This window comes from Actinomadura rayongensis, assembly GCF_009831215.1.
GTDB classification, from domain to species: Bacteria; Actinomycetota; Actinomycetes; order Streptosporangiales; family Streptosporangiaceae; genus Spirillospora; species Spirillospora rayongensis.
In genome coordinates this window covers 1,466,479-1,491,891 of sequence record NZ_WUTW01000002.1, presented here as the reverse complement: position 1 = coordinate 1,491,891, position 25,413 = coordinate 1,466,479, and the positions used below count along the sequence as shown (strand labels likewise).

The 25,413-nt window shown below is 74.2% G+C and carries 4 protein-coding genes; all 4 read right to left on the bottom strand.

Annotation, left to right across the window (positions count from 1 at the left end; translation table 11 throughout):
* Window positions 1–1,218: a cytochrome P450 gene (locus GQ466_RS32805; protein ID WP_202420455.1), complete on the bottom strand. Its 1,218-nt coding sequence runs from the start codon at window positions 1,216–1,218 to the stop codon at window positions 1–3.
* Window positions 1,211–14,632 carry an amino acid adenylation domain-containing protein gene (locus GQ466_RS16060; protein WP_161103624.1) on the bottom strand — a complete coding sequence of 4,474 codons (13,422 nt, stop codon included), beginning with the start codon at window positions 14,630–14,632 and terminating at the stop codon, window positions 1,211–1,213. The genes GQ466_RS32805 and GQ466_RS16060 overlap by 8 nt, the downstream gene beginning before the upstream one ends.
* A complete protein-coding gene (locus GQ466_RS16055; RefSeq protein WP_161103623.1) occupies window positions 14,629–23,736 on the bottom strand; it encodes a non-ribosomal peptide synthetase in 9,108 nt (3,035 codons plus the stop codon). The genes GQ466_RS16060 and GQ466_RS16055 overlap by 4 nt, the downstream gene beginning before the upstream one ends.
* Window positions 23,733–25,413 (bottom strand): condensation domain-containing protein (locus GQ466_RS16050; protein WP_237417883.1); only part of this gene is annotated, 1,681 nt, incomplete at its 5' end. The genes GQ466_RS16055 and GQ466_RS16050, both read right to left, overlap by 4 nt.

Sequence of the window (25,413 nt, the reverse complement as noted above, 5' to 3'; positions counted from 1 at the left end):
TCACTCCTCCCAGCCCACGGGCTCGGCCGCCTTCAGCCGGACGGGCAGGCTGCTGATGCCGGACAGGAAGCTGGAGTAGAGGCGGCGTTCCGTCCCGGCGGGCTCCATCCCGGCGACGAAGGTGCGCAGGCCGTCGAGCATGGCGTTGATCTCGACGCGGCCGAGGTGGGCGCCGATGCAGAAGTGGCGGCCGTAGCCGAGCGCGAGGTGCTTGTTCGGGGAGCGGGCCAGGTCGAACGTGTCGGGCGCGGCGAAGACCGACTCGTCCCGGTTGCCGGAGACGAGCCAGGTGGTGACCAGGTCGCCCGCCGCGATCGTCCGGCCGTCCAGCTCCACGTCCGCGACGGCCGCGCGCCCGAAGTGCATCGTCGGCGTCGTCCAGCGCAGGACCTCCTCGCCCGCGCTCTCGACGGTGACGGCCCGGTTCCGGAGCGCGGCCCACTGGTCGGGGTACGCCATGAACGCGTGGACGGCGCCGATCATCGCGAGCCGGCTGGTCTCGTCCCCGCCCATGATCAGGCTGTAGCAGTTGAGGACGATGTCGTCGTCGGAGAGCCGTCCGCCGGGCAGCTCGGCGGTCGCCATCAGGCTGATCGGGTCGGCGCCCGGCGACGCGCGGCGCTCCTTCACGAGGTCGGCGAAGTACAGCAGGATCTCGGCGCGCGCCAGGCGGTCCTCGCCCGCGTCGGGATCGGCGTAGTCCGAGGCCAGCGCCGACTTGGTGAGCGTCAGCAGCTCCCGCCGGTCGGCCTCGGGGACGTCGAGCAGGTCGCAGATCGTCGCCAGCGGGATGACCGAGGCGATGTCCCGGGCGAAGTCGCACTCACCGCGCTCGACCGCCTCGGTCAGCAGCAGCCGGGTCGCCCGGCGGACGCGGCGCGCGACGCCTTCGAGCGGGCGCGGCGCGAACGCGCGCAGCAGCAGCCGGCGCAGCTCGGTGTGGTGCGGCGGGTCGGTGACGGCGAGCATCCGGCCCGCGCCGGTGTCCCCGCCCGCGAGCATCGTGGCGAGGACGTTGCCCTTCTCGGAGGTGAACCGCGCGTCGTCGCGCAGCACCGCGCAGATGTCGGCGTACCGGCTGATCACCCAGAAGCCCGGGCCGCGCTCGGTCGCGGGGTGCCAGTGGACGGGGTCGTCGGCGCGGAACCGCCGCCAGACCTCGTCCATGTCGTTGTTCGCGTAGGTCCGCGGGTCGGTCAGGTCGAGGAGGTCAGGCACGGTCGGTCCCTTCGGGGTCACGGAGTTCTGCCGACAGCACGCGGCCGATCTCGCCGAACGCCGCCGGGCCGGTCAGCTCCCCGTGGGCGTGGTCGAGGAAGTGGCTCTCGATGCGTCCGTCGACGTACGGCGCCCATTCGGCCGGGGCCAGCTCGGCCGGCTTGGCCTCGGGGCGGCCCCGCGTCGACACGAACAGCAGCACGTCGCCCCGGAAGGAGGCGGGCGCGTGGTCGCCGCCGATGCGCCGGGAGTTGACGAGCGTGTCGCGGATCGCCGTCGCGATGTCGCCGGTGACGCGCGGGCGGCCGTCCGCGCCTCGCGACAGCTCGACGACGTCGCGGACCATCTGCTCCAGCTGGGCGTCCAGGTCGTGGGCGGGGCCGCTGTGGGCGACCACCTCGCCGCCTTCGGCGGGCTCGGCCGCGTCGGGGCGGCGGAAGCTCGGGTAGCCGTCGAGGATGGCCAGCATCCCGACCTCCTCGCCCTGCGCCTGGAGGTGCGTCGCGACGGCGTGGGCGATGACCCCGCCGAGCGACCAGCCGAGCAGGTGGTACGGCCCGGCGGGCTGGACGGTGCGCAGCTGCCGGACGTAGTCGGCGACCATCTCGTCCATCGTGTCCGGACGCGGCTCGCCGCCCGCGAGGCCGCGCGCCTGGAGGGCGTAGACGGGGTGGCCCGGCGGGAGGTGCTCGACCAGCCCGGCGTACCGCCAGCCGATGCCCTCGACCGGGTGGAGGCAGAACACCGGCGGGCGGTCGCCCTTGGCGCGCAGCGGCAGCAGGACGTCGAAGTCGTCGGCCGTGCGGTGGGTGCCGAGGGCGGCGGCGACCCCGGCGGGGGTGGGGGCGGTGAACAGGGCGCGGATCGGCAGGTCGGTGTCCAGGACGGTCCGGATCCTGGCGATCAGCCGCATCGCCAGCAGCGAGTCGCCGCCGAGGGCGAAGAAGCTGTCGTCCACGCCGACGCGGTCCAAGCCCAGGACCTCGCCGAACAGGTCGCACAGCGTCTCCTCGGCGGGAGTGCTCGGGCCGCGGTCGGTGACGGCGTAGTCGGGGGCGGGCAGGGCGGCCTTGTCGAGCTTTCCGCTCGGCGTGAGGGGGATCGCGTCGACGGGGACGAGCGCGGCGGGGACCATGTGCTGCGGGAGGACGCCCGTCGCGTAGGTCCGGACGTCGGCCGGGTCTGTGTTCGGCGCGACGATGTAGCCGATGAGGCGGCGGTCGCCGGGCTGGTCCTCGCGGACGATCACGGCCGCTTGGGCGACGTCGTCGTGGCCGAGCAGCGCGGTCTCGATCTCCGCCGGTTCGATGCGGAAGCCTCGGATCTTCACCTGGGCGTCGGCCCGGCCCGCGTAGACCAGGTTGCCGTCGCGGGTCCATCGGCCGAGGTCGCCGGTTCGGTACATGCGTTCGCCGTGGCCGTACGGGCAGGCGACGAACCGTTCGCCCGTCAATCCCGGCCGGTTCAGGTATCCGCGCGCCAGCCCGGTCCCGGCGACGTACAGTTCGCCGGTCACGCCCGCCGGGACGGGCTGCAGGAACCGGTCCAGGACGAAGACCCGGGTGTTGTCCAGCGGGGTTCCGATCACGCTGCTCGACCCTGCGGCGGCTTTCTCCCGATCGAGGCCGTGGTGGGTGACGTGGACGGTGGTCTCGGTGATCCCGTACATGTTCACCAGGACGCCCGCGTCGTGGCGGGCGTACCAGCCGTCCAACCGTGCCGGATCGAGCGCTTCACCGCCGAACACGACGTACCTGATGCTCAGTTCGGTGCCCGGGTTCTCCTGGTCGGCCTGCATGAGTTGGTAGAACGCCGACGGCGTCTGGCTGAGCACGGTCACGCCGGTGTCGGCCGCGAGGGTGAGGAAGTCGCGCGGGGAGCGCGTCGTCTCGAACGGGACGACCACCAGACGGCCGCCCAGCAGGAGCGCGCCCCACATTTCCCACACCGAAAAGTCGAACGCGTAGGAGTGGAAGAGACTCCACACATCGTCGCGGCCCAGGCCGAAGCGCTCTCCGGCTGCGGTGATGAGGGAGACGACGTTCCGGTGCGGGACGACGACGCCCTTCGGCTTTCCGGTGGAACCCGACGTGTAGATGACGTACGCCGGGTGGTCGGGCCGGGCACGCTCACCCAGATCGTCGGAACGACCCTCGGTCACGTCCTCCAGCACGACGACCGGTCCGGACGCCTGACCTCGCGTTTCCGCAGTGCACACCACGATCGCCGGGCTCGCGTCGGCCAGGGTGTAGGCGATCCGCGCTTCCGGGTAGTCCGGGTCCACGGGAACGTAGGCGGCGCCGGTTTTCACGACGGCCAGGACGGCGATCACCATTTCGGGCGAGCGGGGAAGCAGGAGCGCGACGCGCTGTTCCGGGCCGACGCCGTGATCCGCCAGGTGCCAGGCGAGGCGATTCGCCGCCGCGTTCACCGACGCGTACGACCATTCCTCGTCGCCGGAAACGATGGCGATCGCTTCCGGGTTTTCGGCCACCCGCGCCTCGAACAGGCCCGCCAGCGAAGCGGACGGCACCGGAACGGCGGTGTCATTCCATTCCTCGACCATCCGCGACCGCTCGTCCGGGCCGACGACCGAAACGCCGCTCACCGGAACGGAAGGGTCGGCGGTGACCTGGTCGAGCACGTCCACCAGGGCCGTCGCCATCATCTGCGCGGTCTCCCGATCGAACAGGTCGAGCGCGAAACCGACGCTTCCGCTCAGGCCCGCCGCCGACCCGTCCTCGGCCCGCCGCTCCTGGAGCGTGACCGACAGGTCGAACTTGGCGGCGGGCGCGCCGCCGGCCTGGGCGGGCCGCACCGACACGCCGGGCAGCCCCCATTCGCCCTTCTCCGCCGGGGCGTTCTGGAGGATGAGCATGACCTGGAACAGCGGGTGCCGGGCCATCGACCGGTCGGGGCTGAGGTCGTCCACCAGGCGCTCGAACGGGATGTCCTGGTGGGAGTAGGCGGCCAGGTCGGTGTCGCGGACGCGGCCCAGGATGTCGGTGAAGGCGGGATCTCCGCTGACGTCGGTGCGCAGGACCAGGGTGTTGAGGAAGAAGCCGACCAGCTCGTCCAGCGCCGCGTCCCCGCGTCCCGCCACCGACGTGCCGATCGGGATGTCCTCGCCCGCGCCCAGTCGGGAGAGCACGACCGCGAGCGCGGCCTGCACGACCATGAACACGGTCGTCCGGCTCTCGTGGGCCAGGTCCAGCAGCCGCGCGTGCGTCTCCGCGCCGACGCGGACGGGCACGACGCCGCCGCGATGGGACGCCAGCGCGGGACGCGGCCGGTCCGCGGGCAGCGGCAGCTCCGGCGGCAGTTCCGCCAAAGCCGCGCGCCAGTAGGCGAGCTGGCCGGAGACGACGCTGTCCGGGTCGTCCTCGGTGCCCAGCTCCGCGCGCTGCCACAGCGCGAAGTCGGCGTACTGCACCGGCAGCGGCGCCCAGCCGGGCGCGCGGCCCGCGCGGCGCGCCGCGTACGCCGCCGCCAGGTCGCGGATCAGCACGCCCATCGACCAGCCGTCGCCCGCGATGTGGTGCAGCACCAACAGCAGCACGTGGTCGTCCGGGCCGAGCGTGAACAGGTGGGCCCGCCACGGCAGTTCGCGGGCGACGTCGAAGCCGCGTCCCATCGCCGCGTCCAGCGTCCGGCCGAGGTCCGCCTCGGCGACCGGGGCGGTGATCAGGCGCGGACGGCCCGCCGCGCCGTGCACGATCTCCTGCACGGGCACGCCGTCCACGTCGGGGAACATCGTGCGCAGGCTCTCGTGCCGGTCCGCGACGTCGCCGAGCGCGGCGGCGAGCGCCGTCCGGTCCAGGTCGCCCGACAGCCGCACGGCCCACGGCATGTTGTAGACCGCGCCCGCGCCCTCGAACCGGTTGAGGAACCACATCCGCGCCTGCCCGAACGACAGGGGGATCGCGGCGGGCCGGTCGGCGGGGACGAGCGCCGCCCGGTCGGCGCCCGTGCGGTCGCGCTCGACGAACGCGGCCACCCCGGCGGGCGTCGGCGTGCCGAACAGCGCGCGGATGCCGACCTCGACGTCCAGCACCGCGCGGATGCGCGTGATCAGCCGGACGCCCATCAGCGAGTCGCCGCCGAGCGCGAAGAAGTCGTCCTCGGCCCCGACGCGCGCCACCCCGAGGATCTCGGCGAACAGGCCGCACAGGATCTCCTCGACGGCCGTGCGCGGGTCGCGGGTCGCGCCCGGGCCGGTGAAGTCGGGGTCGGGCAGCGCGGCCCGGTCCACCTTGCCGCTCGGCGTGAGCGGCAGGGCGTCCAGCACGGCGACCACGGCGGGCACCATGTGGTCGGGCAGCGTCGCGGCCACGTGCTCGCGCAGCTCCCGGCCGTCCGGCGCGGCGCCCTCGGCCGGGACGGCGTAGGCGACCAGCCGCCGGTCGTCGTCCGGACCGGCCCAGACGATCACGGTCGCCTGCGCCACGGCCGGATGCCCGGCGAGCACGGACTCGATCTCGGCGGGCTCGATCCGGAACCCGCGGAGCTTGACCTGCCCGTCGGCGCGGCCGAGGAAGACCAGCTGCCCGTCCGGACGCCGCCGGACCAGGTCGCCCGTCCGGTACATCCGCTCGCCGGGCGTGCCGTACGGGCACGCTACGAACCGCTCGGCGGTCAGGGCGACCCGGCCTAAGTAGCCGCGCGCCAGCGCCTCGCCGGTGACGTACAGCTCCCCGGCGACGCCCGCGGGCACCGGCTGGAGGAATCCGTCCAGGACGTACGCGCGGGCATTGGCCAGGGGACGGCCGATCGGGACCTCCCCGGCGGTCTCGCCGGTCAGCGGGTCGGTCATCGTGGAGCAGATCGTGCCCTCGGTCGGGCCGTAGGCGTTGATCATCCGCCGGCCCGACGACCAGCGACGGACCAGCTCGGGGGTGCACTGCTCACCGGCCAGGACGAGCGTTGCGACGCCGTCCAGCGCGCCGTCGGGCAGCGCGGCGACGACGGCGGGCGGCAGCGTCGCGTGCGTCACGCCGTGCTCGGCCGTCAGTGCGGGCAGCGCCTCCTGGAGGGCCAGCCGGTCGGTGCCCGCGACCACGAGGCCCGCGCCCGACAGCAGCGCCATGACGATCTCCCACACGGCCGCGTCGAAGCTCAGCGACGCGAACTGGAGCACCCGCGAGTCCGCGTCCAGGCCCAGCGCGTTCCGCTGGCTGAGCGCCAGGCTCTCGATGCCGGTGTGGGAGACGACGACGCCCTTCGGGGTGCCGGTGGACCCGGACGTGTAGATCACGTACGCCGGGTGGTGGGCCCGCAGCGGGAGGATTCTTTCGGCGTCGCCGGGGTCGGTGCCGGGGCGGTCCGCCAGGTCCGCGACGACGTCGGGGGCGTCCAGGACGATCCGGGGCGTCCCGTCGTCGGCCAGCGCGGCGGTCTTCACGGTGCACAGCAGCAGCGCGGGCCGGGCGTCGCCGAGCATGAACCCGACGCGCGCGGCCGGATACTGCGGGTCGACCGGGAGGTAGGCGGCGCCGGCCTTCAGCACGGCCAGCACCGCGACGACCATCTGCGCCGACCTCGGCACCATCAGCGCGACGGTCCGCTCGGGACCGGCGCCGCGCGCGATGAGGTGCCGGGCGAGCCGGTTGGCGGCCGTGTTCAGCTCGGCGTAGGTCCACGTGGCGTGGTCGTCCAGCAGCGCGACGGCGTCCGGGGCGGCGGCGACCCGCTCGGCGAACAGGTCGGTGAACGTGCGCCGGCGGACCTCTGCGGTCGTGGCGTTCCAGTCTTCGAGCACTTGTCGGCGCTCGTCGGCGTCCAGGACGTCGACCGCGCCGAGGCGCCGGTCCGGGTCTTCGGTGACCTGGTCGAGGACGCGCACCAGGCGGTCCGCGAGCGCCTGGGCGGTCGTCTCGTCGAACAGGTCCGCCGCGAACTCCAGATCGCCTTCGATGCCGGTCGGGGCGCCGTCGTCGCTCCTTAGCTCGCGCAGCCGGAACGCCAGGTCGAACCGGACGGCGCCGGTGCCGCCCGCGCGGACGGGCCGGGCGGACAGGCCGGGCAGGTTCCAGCCGCCCTCCCGCTTGGCGTTCTGGAATTCCAGCGACACCTGGAACAGGGGGTGGCGCGCGTTGGACCGGGCCGGGCTGAGGTCGTCCACCAGGCGCTCGAAGGGGACGTCCTGGTGGGAGTAGGCGGCCAGGTCGGTGTCGCGGACCCGTGCCAGGGCCTCGGCGAAGGTCGGGTCGCCGGTGAGGTCGGTGCGCAGGACGAGGGTGTTGAGGAAGAAGCCGATGAGGTCGTCCAGGGCGGCGTCGGAGCGTCCGGCGGTGGCGGTGCCGATCGGGATGTCCTCGCCCGCGCCGAGCCTGGACAGCAGCACCGCCACGGCCGCCTGCATCGCCATGAAGACCGTCGCCCGGCCGTCGCGGGCCACTTCGGCGAGCCGCGCGTGGACGTCGGCCGGGACCCTGACCTTGGCCCGGCCGCCGCGCAGGGTGGGCGTCGCCGGGCGCGGCCGGTCGACGGGGAGGTTCAGCTCGGGCGGCAGTTCCGCGAGGGTGCGGCGCCAGTGGGTGAGCTGCGCGGAGATCGGGCTGTCCGGGTCGTCCTCGGTGCCGAGGACGTTGCGCTGCCAGAGGGCGAAGTCGGCGTACTGGACGGGCAGCGGCGCCCAGTCCGGGGCGTGGCCGTTGCGGCGGGCGGTGTAGGCCGTCGACAGGTCACGGGCCAGGACGCCCATCGACCAGCCGTCGCCCGCGATGTGGTGGACGACGAGCGACAGGACGTACTCGTTCTCGCCGAGGATGAACAGGTGCGTCCGCCACGGGAGTTCCCGGCCGACGTCGAACTTGCGCCGCGCGACCTCGGCCATCGCCCCGCGCAGGTCCGGCTCGGCGACCGATGCGACCACCAGCTCGGGATGCCCGTCCGGTCCGTCGAGGACGTGCTGGACGGGGACGCCGTCCACGTCGGGGAAGATCGTGCGCAGCGTCTCGTGCCGGTCCGCCAGGTCGGCGAGGGCCGCGTGCAGGGCCGCTTGGTCCAGGTCGCCGGTCAGGTGCATCGACCACGGCATGTTGTAGGCGGCGTTCTTCTCTTCCAGGCGGTTGAGGAACCACATCCGCGCCTGGCCGAACGACAGCGGCACCTGCTCGGGGCGTTCCGCGACCGTCAGCGCGGGCCGTCCGCCCGACCGGCGGTCCGCCACGAACGCCGCGATCCCGGCCGGGGTCGGGTTCGCGAACAGCGTCCGGATCGGGACCTCGACGTCGAGCGCGGCGCGGACGCGGGCGATCAGCCGCATCGCCAGCAGCGAGTCGCCGCCGAGGGAGAAGAAGTTGTCCTCGGCGCCCGCGCGTTCGAGGGTGAGGACGTCGGCGAACAGGCCGCAGACGATCTCCTCGGTGATGGTGCGCGGCTCCCGGCCGCCCGCCGCTCCGGCGAAGTCGGGGGCCGGGAGCGCCGCGCGGTCGAGTTTGCCGCTGGCGCTCAGCGGCCATTCCTCCACCGGGACGACGGCGGCGGGGACCATGTACTCGGGCAGGACGCTCGCCGCGTGCGCGCGGATCGCGGCGGGGTCGGCGGGGCGGGCGGGGATCACGTAGGCGACCAGGCGGACGTCTCCGGGACGGTCCTCGCGGACCACGACGGCGGCCTGCGCCACGTCGTCGTGGGTGAGGATCGCGGCTTCGATCTCGCCGGGTTCGATGCGGAAGCCGCGAATCTTCACCTGGTCGTCGGCGCGGCCGAGATAGACCAGTTGGCCGTCCGTCGTCCACCGGCCGATGTCGCCGGTGCGGTACATCCGCTCGCCCGCTGCGAAGGGGGACGCGACGAAGCGTTCCGCCGAGAGGCCGGGGCGTCCGAGGTAGCCGCGCGCCAGCTGGACGCCCTGAAGGTAGACCTCGCCCGGGACGCCCGGCGGCACCGGGCGTAGGAATCCGTCCAGGACGAAGATCTCGGTGTTCCATACCGGGCGGCCGATCGGGACGACGTCCAGGCTCGTCTGCGGGCATTCCCACCACGTGACGTCGACCGACGCTTCGGTCGGGCCATAGAGGTTGAACAGCGGGACGTCCAGGCGGGAGTAGAACTGCTCCACCAGATCGGGCGGCAATGCTTCACCGCTGCAGATCACGCGCCGCAGGCCCGCGCAATCCGCCACCGACGGCTCGTCCACGAAAACCCGCAGCATCGACGGCACGAAATGCGCCGTCGTGACCCTCGCGTCGCGGATCAACTCGGCGAGATACGCCGGGTCGCGGTGGCCGCCCGGACGGGCCAGAACGAGCCCCGCGCCGGTGATGAGCGGCCACAGCAGCTCCCACATCGACACGTCGAACCCGACGGACGTCTTGTGCAGCACCCGGTCCTCGGCGGTCAGGCCGAACTGATCCTGCATCCACAGCAGACGGTTCACGATGCCCGCCTGGTGCACCACCACGCCCTTGGGGCGCCCGGTCGAACCCGATGTGTAGATCAGATATGCGGCACTGTCCGCCCACACCCGTGTTCTGGGATTTTCGGCAGGCCGTTCCGCGAGGTCCCGCGCCAATTCCGGGCCGTCGACCACGACGGTCGGCACATCGTCGCCGACCATGCTCGCGGTCTCGCTGGAGCACAGGACCACGGCCGGAGAGCAGTCTTCCAGGACGAAAGTCACCCGGCCGGACGGCCATTCAGCGTCCAGCGGGACGTAGACACCGCCCGCCTTCAGGACGGCCAGCATCGACACGACCGACCACACCGACCGCTCGACCAGGACGCCGACGCGCGTCTCCGCGCCGACGCCCCGCTCCGCCAAGTACCACGCCAGCCGGTTCACCTGGGCGTTCAGATCGCCGTACGACCATTCCGCGTCCCCGTCCACCACCGCGACCGCGTTCGCGTCGCGCGCCACGCGGGCCTCGAACAGATCGACCGGCGACGCGTCCGGGACGGTCGCCGCCGTGGCGTTCCAGCCGTCCAGCAGGGCCGCTTCGCGGTCGTTCATCACGTCGACCCGGCTGAGGCGCCGACGGGGGTCGGCGGCCACCTGGTCGAGGACGCGGGTCAGCCGGGCGGCCAGCGTCTCGGCCGTCGCCCGGTCGAACAGGTCCGTGGCGTAGCCGATCGTGCCGCCGATGCCCGCCGGGCCGCCGTCCTCGGTCCGCCGTTCCTGGAGGGTGAACGACAGGTCGAACTTGGCGGCCGGCTCGCCGCCGCCCGACCGCACCGGGCCGGTGGACATGCCGGACAGCTCCCAGTGGCCGCCGTCCGTCGGGGCGTTCTGGAACACGAGCATGACCTGGAACAACGGGTGCCGGGCCAGAGACCGGACGGGGCTGAGGTCTTCGACCAGCCGCTCGAACGGGACGTCCTGGTGGGAGTAGGCGGCCAGGTCCGTTTCGCGGACGCGGCGCAGGACGTCCGTGAAGGCCGGGTCGCCGGTGAGGTCGGTGCGCAGGACCAGGGTGTTGAGGAAGAAGCCGACCAGGTCGTCCAGCGCGGCGTCCGAGCGCCCGGCCACGGGCGTGCCGATCGGGATGTCCTCGCCCGCGCCGAGCCGCGACAGCAGCACCGCGAGCGCCGCCTGCGCGACCATGAACACCGTCGCCTGTCCGGCCCGCGCCACCTCGACCAGGCGGGCGTGCGTCTCGGCGGACACCCGGATCGGCACCGATCCGCCCCGGTGGCTCGCCACGGCGGGACGCGGCCGGTCGGTCGGCAGCGTGAGTTCGGGCGGCAGCTCGGCCAGGGCGTCGCGCCAGTAGGCGAGCTGGCCGGAGATCACGCTGTCCGGGTCGTCCTCGGTGCCCAGCACCGCGCGCTGCCAGAGCGCGAAGTCGGCGTACTGGACGGGCAGCGGCGCCCAGTCTGGGGCGCGGCCTGCGTGGCGGGCCGCGTACGCGGTCGACACGTCGCGGGCCAGGACGCCCATCGACCATCCGTCGCTCGCGATGTGGTGCACGACCAGCATGAGGACGTACTCGTCCGGGCCGAGGACGAACAGGTGCGCCCGCCACGGCAGCTCCCGCGCGACGTCGAACCCGCGTCCGGCCGCTGCGGTCAGGGCCTCGCCGAGGCCGTCCTCGGTGACCGGCGTGACGGCCAGCTCCGGGTGCGCGCCCGCGCGGATCCGCTGGACGGGAACGCCGTCGTTCGCCGGGTAGACCGTGCGCAGGCTCTCGTGCCGGTCGGCGACGTCGTCCAGCGCCGCCTGGAGCGCCGCCCGGTCCAGCTCGCCCGACAGGCGCATGGCCCACGGCATGTTGTAGACCGCGCCCGTGTCCTCAAGCCGGTTCAGGAACCACATCCGGGCCTGGCCGAACGACAGCGGGACGACGTCGGGCCGCTCCACGGCCGCGAGCGCCGCCCGCGTGCCGCCCGACCGGTGCGCGGCGACGAGCGCCGCCATCCCGGCCGGGGTGGGGGCGCCGAAGATCGCCCGGACGGGGACGTCCACGTCGAGGACGGCCCGGACGCGCGCGATCAGCCGCATCGCCAGCAGCGAGTCGCCGCCGAGGTCGAAGAAGTCGTCGTCGGCGCCGACCCGTTCCAGGCCGAGGATCTCGCCGAACAGGCCGCACAGGATCTCCTCGGTCGCGGTGCGCGGCGCGCGGGCGCCCACCGCGCCCGCGAAGTCCGGGGCGGGCAGGGCGGCGCGGTCGAGCTTGCCGCTGCGCGTCAGGGGAAATTCGGGGACGGTGACCACGGCGGCCGGGATCATGTAGTCCGGCAGCACCGTGCCGGTGAAGGTGCGCAGCGCGGCGGTGTCCACGGCGCCGTTGGCCGGGACGACGTACGCCACCAGGCGTTTGTCCCCCGGCTGGTCCTCCCAGGCGATCACCGCCGCCCGCGCCACCTGCTCGTGCCGGGCCAGGACGGTTTCGATCTCAGCGGGTTCGATCCGGAAGCCGCGGATCTTCACCTGGGTGTCCGCGCGTCCGACGAACACCAGCTGCCCGTCGGCGTCCCAGCGGACCAGGTCGCCGGTGCGGTACATCCGCTCGCCCTCGCCGTACGGGCACGCGACGAACCGCTCCGCGCTGAGCGCCGCCCGGTCGAGGTATCCCTGCGCGAGGCCGGACCCGGCGACGTACAGCTCGCCCGCCACCCCGATCGGGGCGGGGCGCAAGAAGCCGTCCAGGACGAACGCGCGCGTGTTGTCACGCGGGCGACCGATCGGCAACACCGACGGAACCTCGACACCCGCCGCGAACCGGTGGGTCGTCGCGCACAGCGTGACCTCGGTCGGGCCGTACAGATGCCGGACGGCCACGCCGGGACACGCCGCCATCACCGCCGCGACGGCGCCGGGACTCACCACGTCACCGCCGGTCAGCACCTCGTCCAGCCCGGCGAAACAGTCCGGCGCCTCCTGCGCGAGCGCGCCCAGCAGACCCGCCGTGGCATGGACGGCCGTCAACCCGAACTCAGCGATCAGCCCGCGCAAGACTCCCGCGTCCACCGGACCCGGCGGGGCCACAACGATCTGGCCCCCCGACAGCAGCGGCACCCAGATCTCATAGGTCGAAGCGTCGAACGCAACCGGCGCGTGCAGCAGGACGCGGCTGCCCGGCCCCACGCCCCACGCACTGTCGAGGGCCAGGCCGGAGACGCCGCGATGCGTCGCCGCGACGCCCTTGGGGACGCCGGTCGAACCTGACGTGTACATCACGTACGCCAGATCGTCCGGGTCGACCGGAGCGTCCGTTCCGGGAGCCGAGGACATCAGCGCGTCCACCGTCACCCACGCGAGGCCGTCAGGAATTAGAGAAGCCAAGCCGGACTCGGTGACCACCACGTCCGCTCCGGCCTCGGACAGCACCCGCTGGATCCGCGCCGCAGGCCAGCCCGGGTCGACCGGGACGTACGCCGCGCCGGCCTTCACCGTGCCGACGAGCGCGGCCACCAGCGACGCCGACCGCTCCAGCACCACGCCCACGCGCCGCACCCCGGCCAGGCCGGAAGCGATACGGCTCGCCGCCGCGTCCAACTCGGCGTACGTCCACGACACGTCACCGGCCACCGCCACCGCACCCGGCGACCGCTCCACCTGCGCCGCGAACCCCTCCACCAGCGTCGCGCACCGCGCGGGAACCGCCGTCGCATTCCACGACGACAACAGCTCGCGCTCACGCGCGTCCACGACGCCGATCCGCCCGACCGGCGCGTCCGGGTCGGCCACGATCCGCTCCAGGACGCCCACCAGCCGGGCCAGCATCGCGTGCGCGGCCGGCTCGGCGAACAGGTCGGGCCGGTGCGTCAGCCGCAGCCCCAGCCGGTCGCCCAAGGGGTTCACCGCGAGGCTCAGCGGATAGTGCGTCGCGTCGCGTCCGCCCACCGCCGGGGTGACCTTCAGCCCCTGCGTCTCGCCGCCCCGCCCGCCGCCCGGCCCCTGCGGGAAGTTCTCCCAGGCGACCAGCGTGTCGAACCCCGCGCCCGGCCCCGCGAGCCGCTGGATCTCCGCCAAGCCGAGATAGTGGCAGCCGAGCAGCGCCGACTGACGGGCCTGGAGGCCCGCCAGCAGCGCCCCCGCCGACTGCTCCGGGTCCAGCTCGACCCGCACCGGGATCGTGTTGATGAACAGGCCGAGCATGTCCTCGGCCCCGGGCAGTTCGGGCGGCCGTCCGGCCACGACCGCGCCGAACACCACGTCCCGGCGCCCCGCCATCTGGCCGACGACCATCGCCCACGCGGCCTGGAGGACGGTGTTCAGCGTGATCCCGCGCTCGCGGGCGAAGGTGCGCAGCGCCGCCGTCAGGTCCTCGGTCGTCTGCACCGCGATGCGTCCCGGATAGACCGGTTCGCGGTTCGGGTCGGCGGGGGCGACGAGGGTGGGCTCGTCGAGACCGGCCAGTTCGTTCCGCCAGGCCGTCCGCGCCTCCTCGCGGTCCTGCTCGGCGAGCCACGCCAGGTAGTGCCGGTAGTCCGGGACGGGCGGCAGCCCCGCGTCCTCGACCCGGCCCCCCGCCGCGTTCACCGCGAACAGCTCGCGGAACAGGATCGGCAGCGACCAGCCGTCGACCAGGATGTGGTGGATCGTCATCACCAGGCGGTGCCGGTCGTCCCCGAACCGGATCAGCAGGCACCGCAGCAGCGGCGGGACGGCCGGATCGAACCGCCGTTCCTGTTCGGCGACGGCTAATCGCTCCGCCTCCGCGAGCGCCGCCGCGCCGTCCAGGTGGGAGAGGTCCGCCTCGCGCCAGGGCAGGACGACGCGCCGGGGGACGAGCTGCACGGCGTCGCCCGACCGGCGGCGCTGGAACCCGGCCCGCAGGTTGTCGTGGCGGTCCAGCAGGGCCTCGGCCGACGCCCGCAGCGCGGCGGCGTCCAGCGGCCCGTCCAGGTCGAAGACGCCCTGCCCGGCGTAGAAGTCGATGGCGTCCTCGTCGTACAGGACGTGGAAGAGCAGCCCTTCCTGCAACGGCGACAGGGGCCACACGTGGGCCAGTGCGGAACGCTTCACGACTGAAGTCCCTTCTCGATCTCCGTTGCCATGTCCTCGAACTCGTCGATCTCGTCCTGGGTGAGGGTCGCGAGCGGGAAATCCGAGGGGGTGTGCCCGCCGGCGTCCGGGTCGTCGGCGTGGGCGGCGAGGCCGGTCAGCATCGCCGTCCATTCGGCCGCCAGGCGTTCCACGGCCGGTCGGTCGAGCAGGCTCTCGACCCAGGACAGCGACAGGCGCAGGTCGGGGCCGTCCGGCCGGTCGCGGATCACACCGCCGGCCTCCAGCACGTGCGCGGCGGGCATCGACGGATCGACGTCCCCGCCCAGGCCCGCGTTCCGCCACCCGGCGCCGGGCTCGCCCGCGGCGGCGGTGAAGCGGCCGAGGTAGTTGAAGCCGATCTCCGGGACGGGCAGCGCCGCCAGCTCCGCGCCGGTCTCCGGGTTCAGGTGGCGCAGCATCCCGTAGCCGAGGCCGTCCGCCGGGACGGCCCGTACCTGTTCCTTGACGGCCTTCAGCAGCGCACCGGCCGCCGGGCCGCCCGACCGGACGTCCGCGAGATCCGCCGAGCCCGTGTCCAGACGCACCGGGTGGACGTTGGTGAACCAGCCGACCGTCCGGGACAGGTCCATCTCGTCCGTGAGGGCTTCCCGGCCGTGGCCTTCCACGTCCACGAGCACCGGGCCGCCCCGCGTGCCGCGCCACGACGCGACCGCCGCCGCCAGGGCCGCCAGCAGCACGTCGTTCATCCCGGCGTTGAACGCCTGCGCGGCGCGGGTCAGCAGCGTCTCGGTCACGTCCGCCGGAACCGGCACGGACAGTTGCCGCGCTCCGGCCGCCGTGTCGCGCTTCGGGTCCAGACCGCGGTCGGCCAGGCCCGGGCCCGGGTCGGTCAGCATCTCCCGCCACACGGGCAGCTCGGCGGTACGGTCCGCGCCGACGGCCTGCTCCGCGAGCACGCGGCTCCAGCGGCGGAAGGACGTCCCGGACGGCTCCAGCGCCGGTTCCCGCCCCGCCGCGACCGCCTCGTACGCCGTCTCCAGATCGGGCAGCAGCACGCGCCACGACACGCCGTCGACCACCAGGTGATGCGCGACCACCACGAGGCGGCCCGGCAGCGGACCGCGATCCAGCCACACCGCCTGGACCATCGCGCCCGCGCCGGGGTCGAGCCGCCCGCTCGCCGCGCGGGCCTCGGCGGTGGTCAGGTCCTCCCACGCGACGCCGTCCGCGCCGACGGCGTCGATCCGCGTGACCTGCCCGTCGGGGTCGCCCGGCTCCAGGTGCCAGGAGTCCCCGGCGCGCACCAGGCGGGTGTGCAGGACCTCGTGGTGATCGAGCACCGCCCGCAGCGCGGCGCGCAGCGCGTCCAAGTCCAGACCGGCCGGTACCTCGACCGTCGTCCACTGGGAGAACCGTGCGACGGGGCCCGCCTGCTCGACGGTCGCCCGCATCACCGGCGTCAGCGCGATCGGGCCCGTGCCGTCCTCTTCGCGGCGCACCTCGCGGTCTTCCGCGATCAACGCCAGCGCCGCCGGGGTGCGGTGCTCGAACACCTGACGCGGCGTGATGACGACCCCGGCGCTCCGGGCGCGGGCGACGAGCTGCATCGACATGATCGAGTCGCCGCCCAGGTCGAAGAACCCGTCGTCGGCGCCCACCCGCTCCAGGCCGAGGACGTCGGCGAACAGGCCGCACAGGATCTCCTCGGTCGCGGTGCGCGGTGCGCGGCCCTTGACGAGCCCGGCGAAGTCGGGGGCGGGCAGCGCCGCCCGGTCCAGCTTGCCGTTGACCGTGATGGGCAGCGCGTCCACCGGGACGACGGCGGCGGGGACCATGAACTCCGGCAGCACCGTCCCGGTGAAGGTCCGCAGGTCGGCGGTGTCCACGGCGCCGTTGGCCGGGACGACGTAGGCGACGAGCCGCTTGTCCCCCGGCTGGTCCTCGCGGGCGATCACGGCGGCCTGCGCCACGCTCGCGTGGCCCGACAGGACGGCCTCGATCTCGGCGGGCTCGATCCGGAACCCGCGCACCTTCACCTGCGTGTCCGCGCGGCCGACGAACACCAGCTGCCCGTCGGCGTTCCACCGGACCAGGTCGCCCGTCCGGTACATCCGCTCGTCGTCGCCGTACGGGCACGCCACGAACCGCTCGGCGGTCAAGCCCGGACGGCCCAGGTAGCCCCGCGCCACACCGGACCCCGCGACGTAAAGCTCGCCCGCGACGCCCACCGGCACCGGCTGGAGGAAGGCGTCCAGCACCAGGGCGCGGGAGTTGTCCATCGGCACGCCGATCGGGACCGTCGCGGGGACCGCGTCCCCGGCGCGGAACGCGAGCTGGGTGGTGAACGCGGTGGTCTCGGTCGGCCCGTACGTCGTCCGCACGACGAGGTCGGGGTGGGTCTCCAGCAGCATCCGGACGGCGTGGGCCGACACGACGTCCCCGCCCGTCGAAACCTCCCGCACGCCCGCGAAGATCTCCGGGCTCCGCTCGCCCAGCACGCGGAACAGGCCCGCCGTGGCGTGGACGTTCGTCACGCCCTCGGCGGCGATCAGCCGCCCCCGCTCCACCGCGTCCACCTCGCCCGGCGGGACGACGACGAGCCGCCCGCCGCGCAGCAGCGGAACCCAGATCTCGTAGGTCGAGCCGTCGAACGCGTGGTTGGCCTGGACGAGGACGCGCTCGGCGACGTCGTCCCGCCAGGACGCGTCACGGCAGAAGTCGATCACGTTGCCGTGCGTGACCGCGACGCCCTTCGGCACGCCCGTGGAGCCCGAGGTGTACATGACGTACGCCAGGTTCTCCCGGCGCACGGGCCGGCGGGCCGCGCGGTCGCCGCCGGGCTCGGCCCGGACCACGGGGACGCCGTCGAGCGCCGCGTGCCCGGACAGGGCGTCGTCCACCAGCGCCAGCGCCACGCCCGACTCGGCGACGACCGCCCGCAGCCGGTCGACGGGGTCGTCGGCGTTCAGCGGCACGTACACGCCGCCGGACTTCACCACCGCGACGAGCGCCGCCACCAGGTCCGCGGACCGCCGCATGAGGACGGCCACCCGGACCTCCGGGCCGGCCCCGGCCGCGATGAGGCGCGCCGCGAGGCCGTCCGCCCGGTCGTCCAGCTCCGCGTACGTCCACCGCTCGTCGCCCGCCACCACGGCGATCTCGGTCGGGCACTGTGCAGCCCGGGCCTCGAACAGGTCGGCCAGCGAGCCGTCCGGCGTCGGCACGGCCCGGCCGCGCCACGTCGCGGGCCACTCGTCGGGGCCGGTGGCCGCCAGCCGCGCGACGGGCAGGTCCGGTGCGGCGGCCATCCGTTCGAGGATGCCCACCAGCCGGGCCGTGACCGACCGCGCGGTCTCGTGGTCGAACAGGTCGGGACGGTAGTCGAGCTGGAGGCCGAGCCGGTCGCCGAACGGGCTCACGCCGAGGATGAACGTGTAGTGGGCGGCCTCCCGTCCGCCGAGGGTGGTGACGCGCAGGCCGCCGCCGTCCCCGGGGCCCGCCGCGTCGGGCTCCCGGTGGGGGAAGTTCTCGTAGACGACGATGGTGTCGAACGTGGCGGCCGGGCCGGTGCGGCGCTGGATCTCGGCGAGGCCCACCTGCTGGTGGGACAGCAGGGCGGTCTGGCGGTCCTGGAGGTCGGTGACCAGGCCGGTGACGGTCTGCGCGGGGTCGAGCGGCACCCGGACGGGCAGCGTGTTGATGAACAGCCCGAGCATCTGTTCCACCCCGGGCAGTTCGGGGGGCCGGCCCGCCACGACGGCGCCGAACACGACGTCGCGGCGTCCGGTCAGCTTGCCGAGCAGCACGCCCCACGCCGCCTGGACGAGCGTGTTCAGCGTGATCTCGTTGCGGCGCGCCAGCTCGCGGAGGCTCCGGGTCAGCGGCTCGGGGACCTCTTCGCGCACCAGCTCCGGGAGGACCGGTTCGCGGCTCGGGTCCGGGTCCGCGACCAGCGTCGGTTCGTCCAGACCGGCGAGTTCTTCCTCCCACGCGCGCCGCGCTTCCGCGCCGTCCTGGCGGCCGAGCCAGGCCAGGTAGGCGCGGTAGGGCGGTGCGGGCGGGAGGGCGTCGGTGCTGCCTCCCGCGCCGTAGACGGTGAACAGTTCGTGCAGCAGGATCGGCTGCGACCAGCCGTCCAGCAGGATGTGGTGGTTGGTGATCACCAGCCGGTGGTGTTCGGGGGCCAGGCGGATCAGCAGGAACCGCAGCAGCGGGGGCTCGGCCGGGTCGAAGCGGCGGCCCAGTTCGTCGGCGGCGGCGCGGTCGGCCGCGGCGATCTGAGCCTGTCCGTCCAGGTGCGTGAGATCCAGCGACCGCCACGGCAGTGGGACGTGGCGCGCGATCGTCTGGACGGGCTGCTCCGCGCCCGCAGGCTGGTGGAACCCGGCCCGCAGGTTGGGGTGCCGGTCCAGCAGGGCCTGGCCGGACGCCCGCAGCGTCTCGGGGTCGAGCGGCCCGTCCAGCCGGAGGACGTTCTGACCGCCGTAGACGTCCACGGCCTCCTGGTCGTAGAGGGCGTGGAACAGCAGGCCCTCCTGGAGCGGGGACAGCGGCCACACGTCGGCCAGGTCGGCGCGGCGGCGCTCCAGTTCCGCGATCTGGTCCTGGCCGAGCGTCACGAGCGGGAAGTCGGACGGGGTGTGCCCGCCCGCGTCCGGGGCTTCGGCGTGCGCGGCGAGGCCGGTCAGCATGGCCGCCCAGTCCTTGGCCAGGCGCGCGACGGCGTCCTCCGGCAGCAGGTCGTCCGGCCACAGCAGCGACAGCCGCAGCACCGGGCCGGACGGGCCGTCCTCCACCACGCCGCCCACGTCGAGGACGTGCGCCGCCGGCAGGTCCGGATCGGCGTCCCCGCCGAGGCCGAGCGGCGCCCAGGCGCCCGGCTCTCCCTGCTCGCCGCCGCTGAAGCGGCCCATGTAGTTGAAGCCGATCTCCGGGACGGGCAGCGCCGCCAGCTCCGGGCCGGTCTCCGGGTTCAGGTGGCGCAGCATCCCGTAGCCGAGACCGTCGGCCGGGACGGCGCGCACCTGCTCCTTGACGGCCTTCAGCAGCTCGCCCGCCGCCGGGCCGCCCGACCGAACGTCCGCCAGGTCCGTCGCGCCCGCGTCCAGACGCACCGGGTACGCGCTGGTGAACCAGCCGATCGTCCGGGACAGGTCCATCCCGTCCGCCAGGGCCTCGCGGCCGTGGCCCTCGACGTTCACCACGACCGGGCCGGCGCCCCGCCATTCCGCGACGGCCGCCGCCAGGCCCGCCAGCAGCACGTCGTTCATCCCGGCGTTGAACGCCTGCGGGACGCGGGTCAGCAGCGTCCGCGTCACCTCGACCGGCACCGGGACGACCATCCGGCGGGTGCTGCCCGTCGTGTCCCGCTTCGGGTCCAGCGGCCGGGGCGCCAGCGGCGGGCCCGCGTCGGCCAGCGTCTCCCGCCAGTGCGGCAGCTCCGTCGTGCGGGCGGGGCCGCGCGCCTGGTCGGCGAGCGTCCCCAGCCAGTCCCGGAAGGACGTCCCGACCGGTTCCAGCACCGGCCGCTCTCCGCCCGCCGCGACCGCGTAGGCGGCGGCCAGGTCGGGCACGAGGATCCGCCAGGACACGCCGTCCACCACCAGGTGGTGCGCGACGATCACCAGCCGTCCCGGCAGCGGTCCCCGGTCCAGCCACACGACCTGCGCCATCACTCCGGCGCTCGGGTCCAGCCGGGCCGTCGCCGCCAGGCCGTGCGCCGTCGCCGCCTCCGTCAGGGCCTCTTCGTCGGCCGCCGCCGCGTCCACCCGGGTCACCCAGGCGGCGGTGTCGACGGACGCGACGGTCTCCAGCCGCCACGCGTCCGCCGTGGCGCCGTCGGGGCGCACCAGCCGGGACCGCAGCGCGTCATGGTGCTCCACGACCGCGCGCACCGCGCGGCGCAGCGCGTCCAGCTCCAGGCCGGGCGGGACGGCCACCGCCGTCCACTGGGAGAAGCGGCCGGGGAGGCCGGTGCGGCGCGCCGCGTCCTGCATCACCGGCGTCAGCGGCAGCGGTCCGGAGCGCTCGGCGGTGGGCCGGGCCGCCGGGCCGGACGCGGGGCGGGCGTCGGCGCGGGCGGCCAGGGCTTCGGGGGTCTTGGCCTCGAAGACCTCGCTCGCGCTGATCACCACCCCGGCGCCCCGGGCGCGGGCGACGAGCTGCATCGACATGATCGAGTCGCCGCCGAGGTCGAAGAAGCCGTCGTCCACGCCGACCCGCTCCAGGCCGAGGACGTCGGCGAACAGACGGCACAACGTCTCCTCGGTCGCGGTGCGCGGTGCGCGGCCCCGGACGAGCCCGGCGAAGTCCGGCGCGGGCAGCGCCGCCCGGTCGAGCTTGCCGCTGGGGGTGAGCGGAAAGGCTTCCAGCGCGACGACGGCGGTGGGGACCATGTAGTCCGGTAAGACGGTTCCGGTGAAGGTCCGCAGGTCGGCGGTGTCCACGGCGCCGTTGGCCGGGACGACGTACGCGACGAGACGCTTGTCCCCTTGGTCCTCGCGCGCGATCACCGCCGCCCGCGCCACCTGCTCATGCCGGGCCAGCACCGTTTCGATCTCGGCGGGCTCGATCCGGAAGCCACGGATCTTCACCTGCGTGTCCGCGCGACCGACGAACACCAGACGTCCGTCGGTGTTCCACCGGACCAGGTCGCCCGTGCGGTACATCCGCTCGCCCTCGCCGGACGGGCACGCGACGAATCGCTCCGCGCTGAGCCCCGCCCGGTCGAGATATCCCCGTGCCAGACCGGTGCCCGCCACATAAAGCTCACCCGCGACGCCGACCGGCACCGGCTGCAAGAACGCGTCCAGGACCAGCGCGCGCATGTTGTCGCGCGGACGGCCGATCGGCAGGACGGACGGAACCTCGGCTCCGGCCGCAAGCCGGTGGGTCGTCGCGCACAGCGTGACCTCAGTGGGGCCGTACATATGACGGATGGTCACGCCGGGGCACGCCGCCATCACAGCGGCGACAGCATCGCGGCTCACCACGTCGCCGCCGGTCAGGACCTCGTCCAGCCCGGCGAAACAGTCCGGCGATTCCTGCGCGAGCGCACCCAGCAGGCCCGCTGTGACATGGACGGCCGTCAGCTCAAATTCCGCGATCAGCCCCCGCAGCACCTCAGCGTCCAGCGAGCCCGGCGGAGCCACCACGACCTGACCGCCCGCCAGCAGCGGCACCCAGATCTCGTAGGTCGAAGCGTCGAACGCAACGGGCGCGTGGAACAGGACCCGGCTTCCCGGCCCCACGCCCCAACCCCTGTCGAGCGCCAGACCGCAGACACCGCGATGCGTCGCCGCCACGCCCTTCGGCACGCCCGTCGAACCCGACGTGTACATGACGTACGCCAGGTCGTCCGGACGGACGCTCACCGGCGGAGCGTCCCCCTCGCCCAGGGTCTCGACCAGGACCGCCGAGGCCCCAGCGGGCACCTGGTCCACCAGATCGGGTTCGGTCACCACGACGTCGACCCCGGCTTCGGTCAGCACCCGCTCGATCCGCGCAGCGGGCCAGCCGGGATCCACCGGGACGTACGCCGCACCCGCCTTCACCGAACCGACCAGCGCCGCCACCAGCCACGCCGACCGCTCCAGCAGCACACCGACCCGCCCAACGCCCGCCAGGCCGGAAGCGATACGACAAGCCACCGCGTCCAGCTCGGCGTACGTCCAGGACACGTCACCGGCCACGGCCACAGCCTCGGGCGACCGCTCCACCTGCGCCGCGAACGCCTCCGCCAGCGTCTCGTATCGGGCGGGAGCGGCCGTGGCGTTCCACGACGCCACCAGCTCACGTTCGTCGGCGCCGACCACGCCGATCCGCCCGACCAGGCCGTCGGGGTCGGCCGCCATCCGCTCCAGCACGCCCAGCAGCCGCGTCGCCAGCGCCTCGGCCGCCGCCGCGTCGAACAGGTCGGTCCGGTAGGTCAGCCGGAGCCGCACGCGATCGCCGCTGGGGTCGAGGGACAGGCTCAGCGGGTAGTGCGTCATGTCCCGGCTCTCGCCGCGCCGGACCCGCAGGCCCTCGCCGCTGGAGCTGCGCGACGCGAGGGGCGCGGCGGGGAAGTTCTCGAACGCGATCAGCGTGTCGAACGCGGCGCCGGGCCCGGCGAGCCGCTGCACCTCCGCCAGCCCGAGGTAGTGGTACCCGAGCAGCGCCGACTGACGGGCCTGGACGTCTGCCAGCAGCGCCCGGACCGACTGCGCCGCGTCCAGCTCGACCCGCACCGGGATCGTGTTGATGAACAGCCCGAGCATGTCCTCGGCCCCGGGCAGTTCCGGCGGACGGCCCGCGACCATCGCGCCGAACACCACGTCCGTGCGCCCGGAGAGGCGGCTGAGCACCATCGCCCACGCGCTCTGCACCACGGTGTTCAACGTGACCTTGCACTGGCGGGCCAGGTCGCGCAGCCCGGTCGTCAGGTCCGGCGACGCCTCCTGCCGGATGCTGTCCGGCGCCACCGCCTCGCGCGCCGGAGCGGCCTTCGCCACCAGCGTGGGTTCGTCCAGGCCGGCGAGTTCGTTCCGCCAGGCCGTCCGCGCCGCCTCGCGGTCCTGCTTCGCCAGCCACGCCAGGTAGTTCCGGTACGGGGTGACCGGCGGCAGGTCGGCCGCCGCGACCCGGCCGCCCGCCGTGTAGAGCGCGAACAGCTCGCGCATCAGGATCGGCAGCGACCAGCCGTCCAGCAGGATGTGGTGGATGGTCATCACCAGGCGGTGCCGGTCGTCCCCGAAGCGGATCAGCAGGAACCGCAGCAGGGGCGGCACGCCGGGGTCGAACCGCGCCTGGTCCTCCCGGATCGCGTCCTCGGCCAGGTCGGCGGCGGCCGGGCCCGCGTCCGCGAGGTCGACCAGGCGCCACGGCAGCTCCAGCCGCTCGCCGATCATCTGGACCCGGCGGCCGGACTCCAGCTGCAGGAAACCCGCCCGCAGGCTCGCGTGCCGGTCCAGCAGCGCCTGACCGGACGCCCGCAGCGCCTCGGCGTCCAGCGGCCCTTCGAGGTGCAGGACGTGCTGCCCGGCGTAGAAGTCCATGGCCTGGTCGTCGTAGAGGGCGTGGAACAGGAAGCCCTCCTGCAACGGCGACAGGGGCCACACGTCAGTGAACTTGGAACCGCTCACGTCTGAGTCCTCCAGTGGTTTTCCAGCTCACCGAGATCGTCCTGACTGATGTCCAGCAGCGGGAAGTCCGACGGGGTGTGGCCGCCGGCGTCGTCGGCCTGGGCGGCGAGGCCGGTGAGCATCGCCGTCCATTCGGCCGCCAGGCGTTCCACTGCCGCCTGGTCGAGCAGGCCGTCGACCCACGACAGCGACAGGCGCAGATCGGGGCCGTCCGGCCGGTCGCGGACCACGCCGCCGACCTCCAGCACGTGGGTCGCGGGCATGTCCGGATCGACGTCCCCGCCGAGCCCCACCGCCTGCCACTCCGCCGGGCCGTCTTTCGCGGCAGGCGTCTGGGCGACGCGGCCGAGGTAGTTGAAGCCGATCTCCGGGACGGGCAGCGCCGCCAGCTCCGCGCCGGTCTCCGGATTCAGGTGGCGCAACATGCCGAACCCGAGACCGTCCGCCGGGACGGCCCGTACCTGCTCCTTGACGGCCTTCAGCAGCGCACCGGCCGCCGGGCCGCCCGACCGGACGTCCGCCAGGTCCGCCGCACCCGCGTCCAGACGCACCGGGTAGACGGTGGTGAACCAGCCGACCGTCCGGGACAGGTCCATCTCGTCCGTGAGGGCTTCGCGGCCGTGGCCCTCCACGTCCACCACGACCGGGCCGGCGCCCCGCCAGGACGCGACGGCCGCCGCCAGGCCCGCCAGCAGCATGTCGTTCATCCCGGCGTGGAACGCCTGCGCGACGCGCGTCAGCAGCGCCTCGGTCACCGCGACCGGGACCGGTACCGACAGCCGCCGCATCCCGCCCGCGGTGTCCCGGGCCGGGTCCAGGTCGCGGGCCGCCAGGGTCGCGCCCGGATCGGCGAGCATGGCCCGCCACACCGGCAGCTCGGCAGTGCGGTCCGCGCTCGCGGCCTGGCCTTCCAGGACGCTCGCCCAGCGCCGGAACGACGTCCCGATCGCGTCGAGCACCGGCTCGTGCCCGGCCGCGATCGTCTCGTACGCCGTGTGCAGGTCGGGAAGGAGGACCTGCCAGGACACGCCGTCGACCACCAGGTGATGCGCGACGACCAGCAGGCGGCCCTGGCGCGTCCCCCGGTCCAGCCATACCGCCTGCATCGTCACTCCGGCGCGGGGGTCCAGCCGTCCGCTCGCCTCCCGGCCCTGCTCGCCGGCGAGTTCTTCCAGCTCGGCGCCGTCGCGTGCGGAGGCGGCGTCGACGCGGGTCACCCAGGCGCCGACGTCCACCGGTTCACCGGCGGTCTCCAGCACCCACGCGCCCGGACGGTCCGCTTCCACGGGCACCAGGCGGGCGCGCAGGACGTCGTGGTGATCGACCACCGCCGTCAGCGCGGCGCGCAGCGTGTCCAGGTCCAGATCGGCCGGGACGGCGACCGTCATCCACTGCGAGAACCGTCGCACCGGACCCGCCTGCCCGACCGTCGCGCGCATCACCGGCGTCAGCGCGATCGGGCCCGCGGTCTCCTCTTCGCGGCGGACCTCGCGGTCCTCCGCGACCAGCGCCAGCCCCGCCGGGGTGCGGAACTCGAACACCTGATGCGGCGTGATCACCACGCCCGCCTTGCGCGCCCGCGCCACCAGCTGCATCGACATGATCGAGTCGCCGCCGAGGTCGAAGAAGCCGTCGTCCACGCCGACCCGCTCCAGGCCGAGGACGTCGGCGAACAGG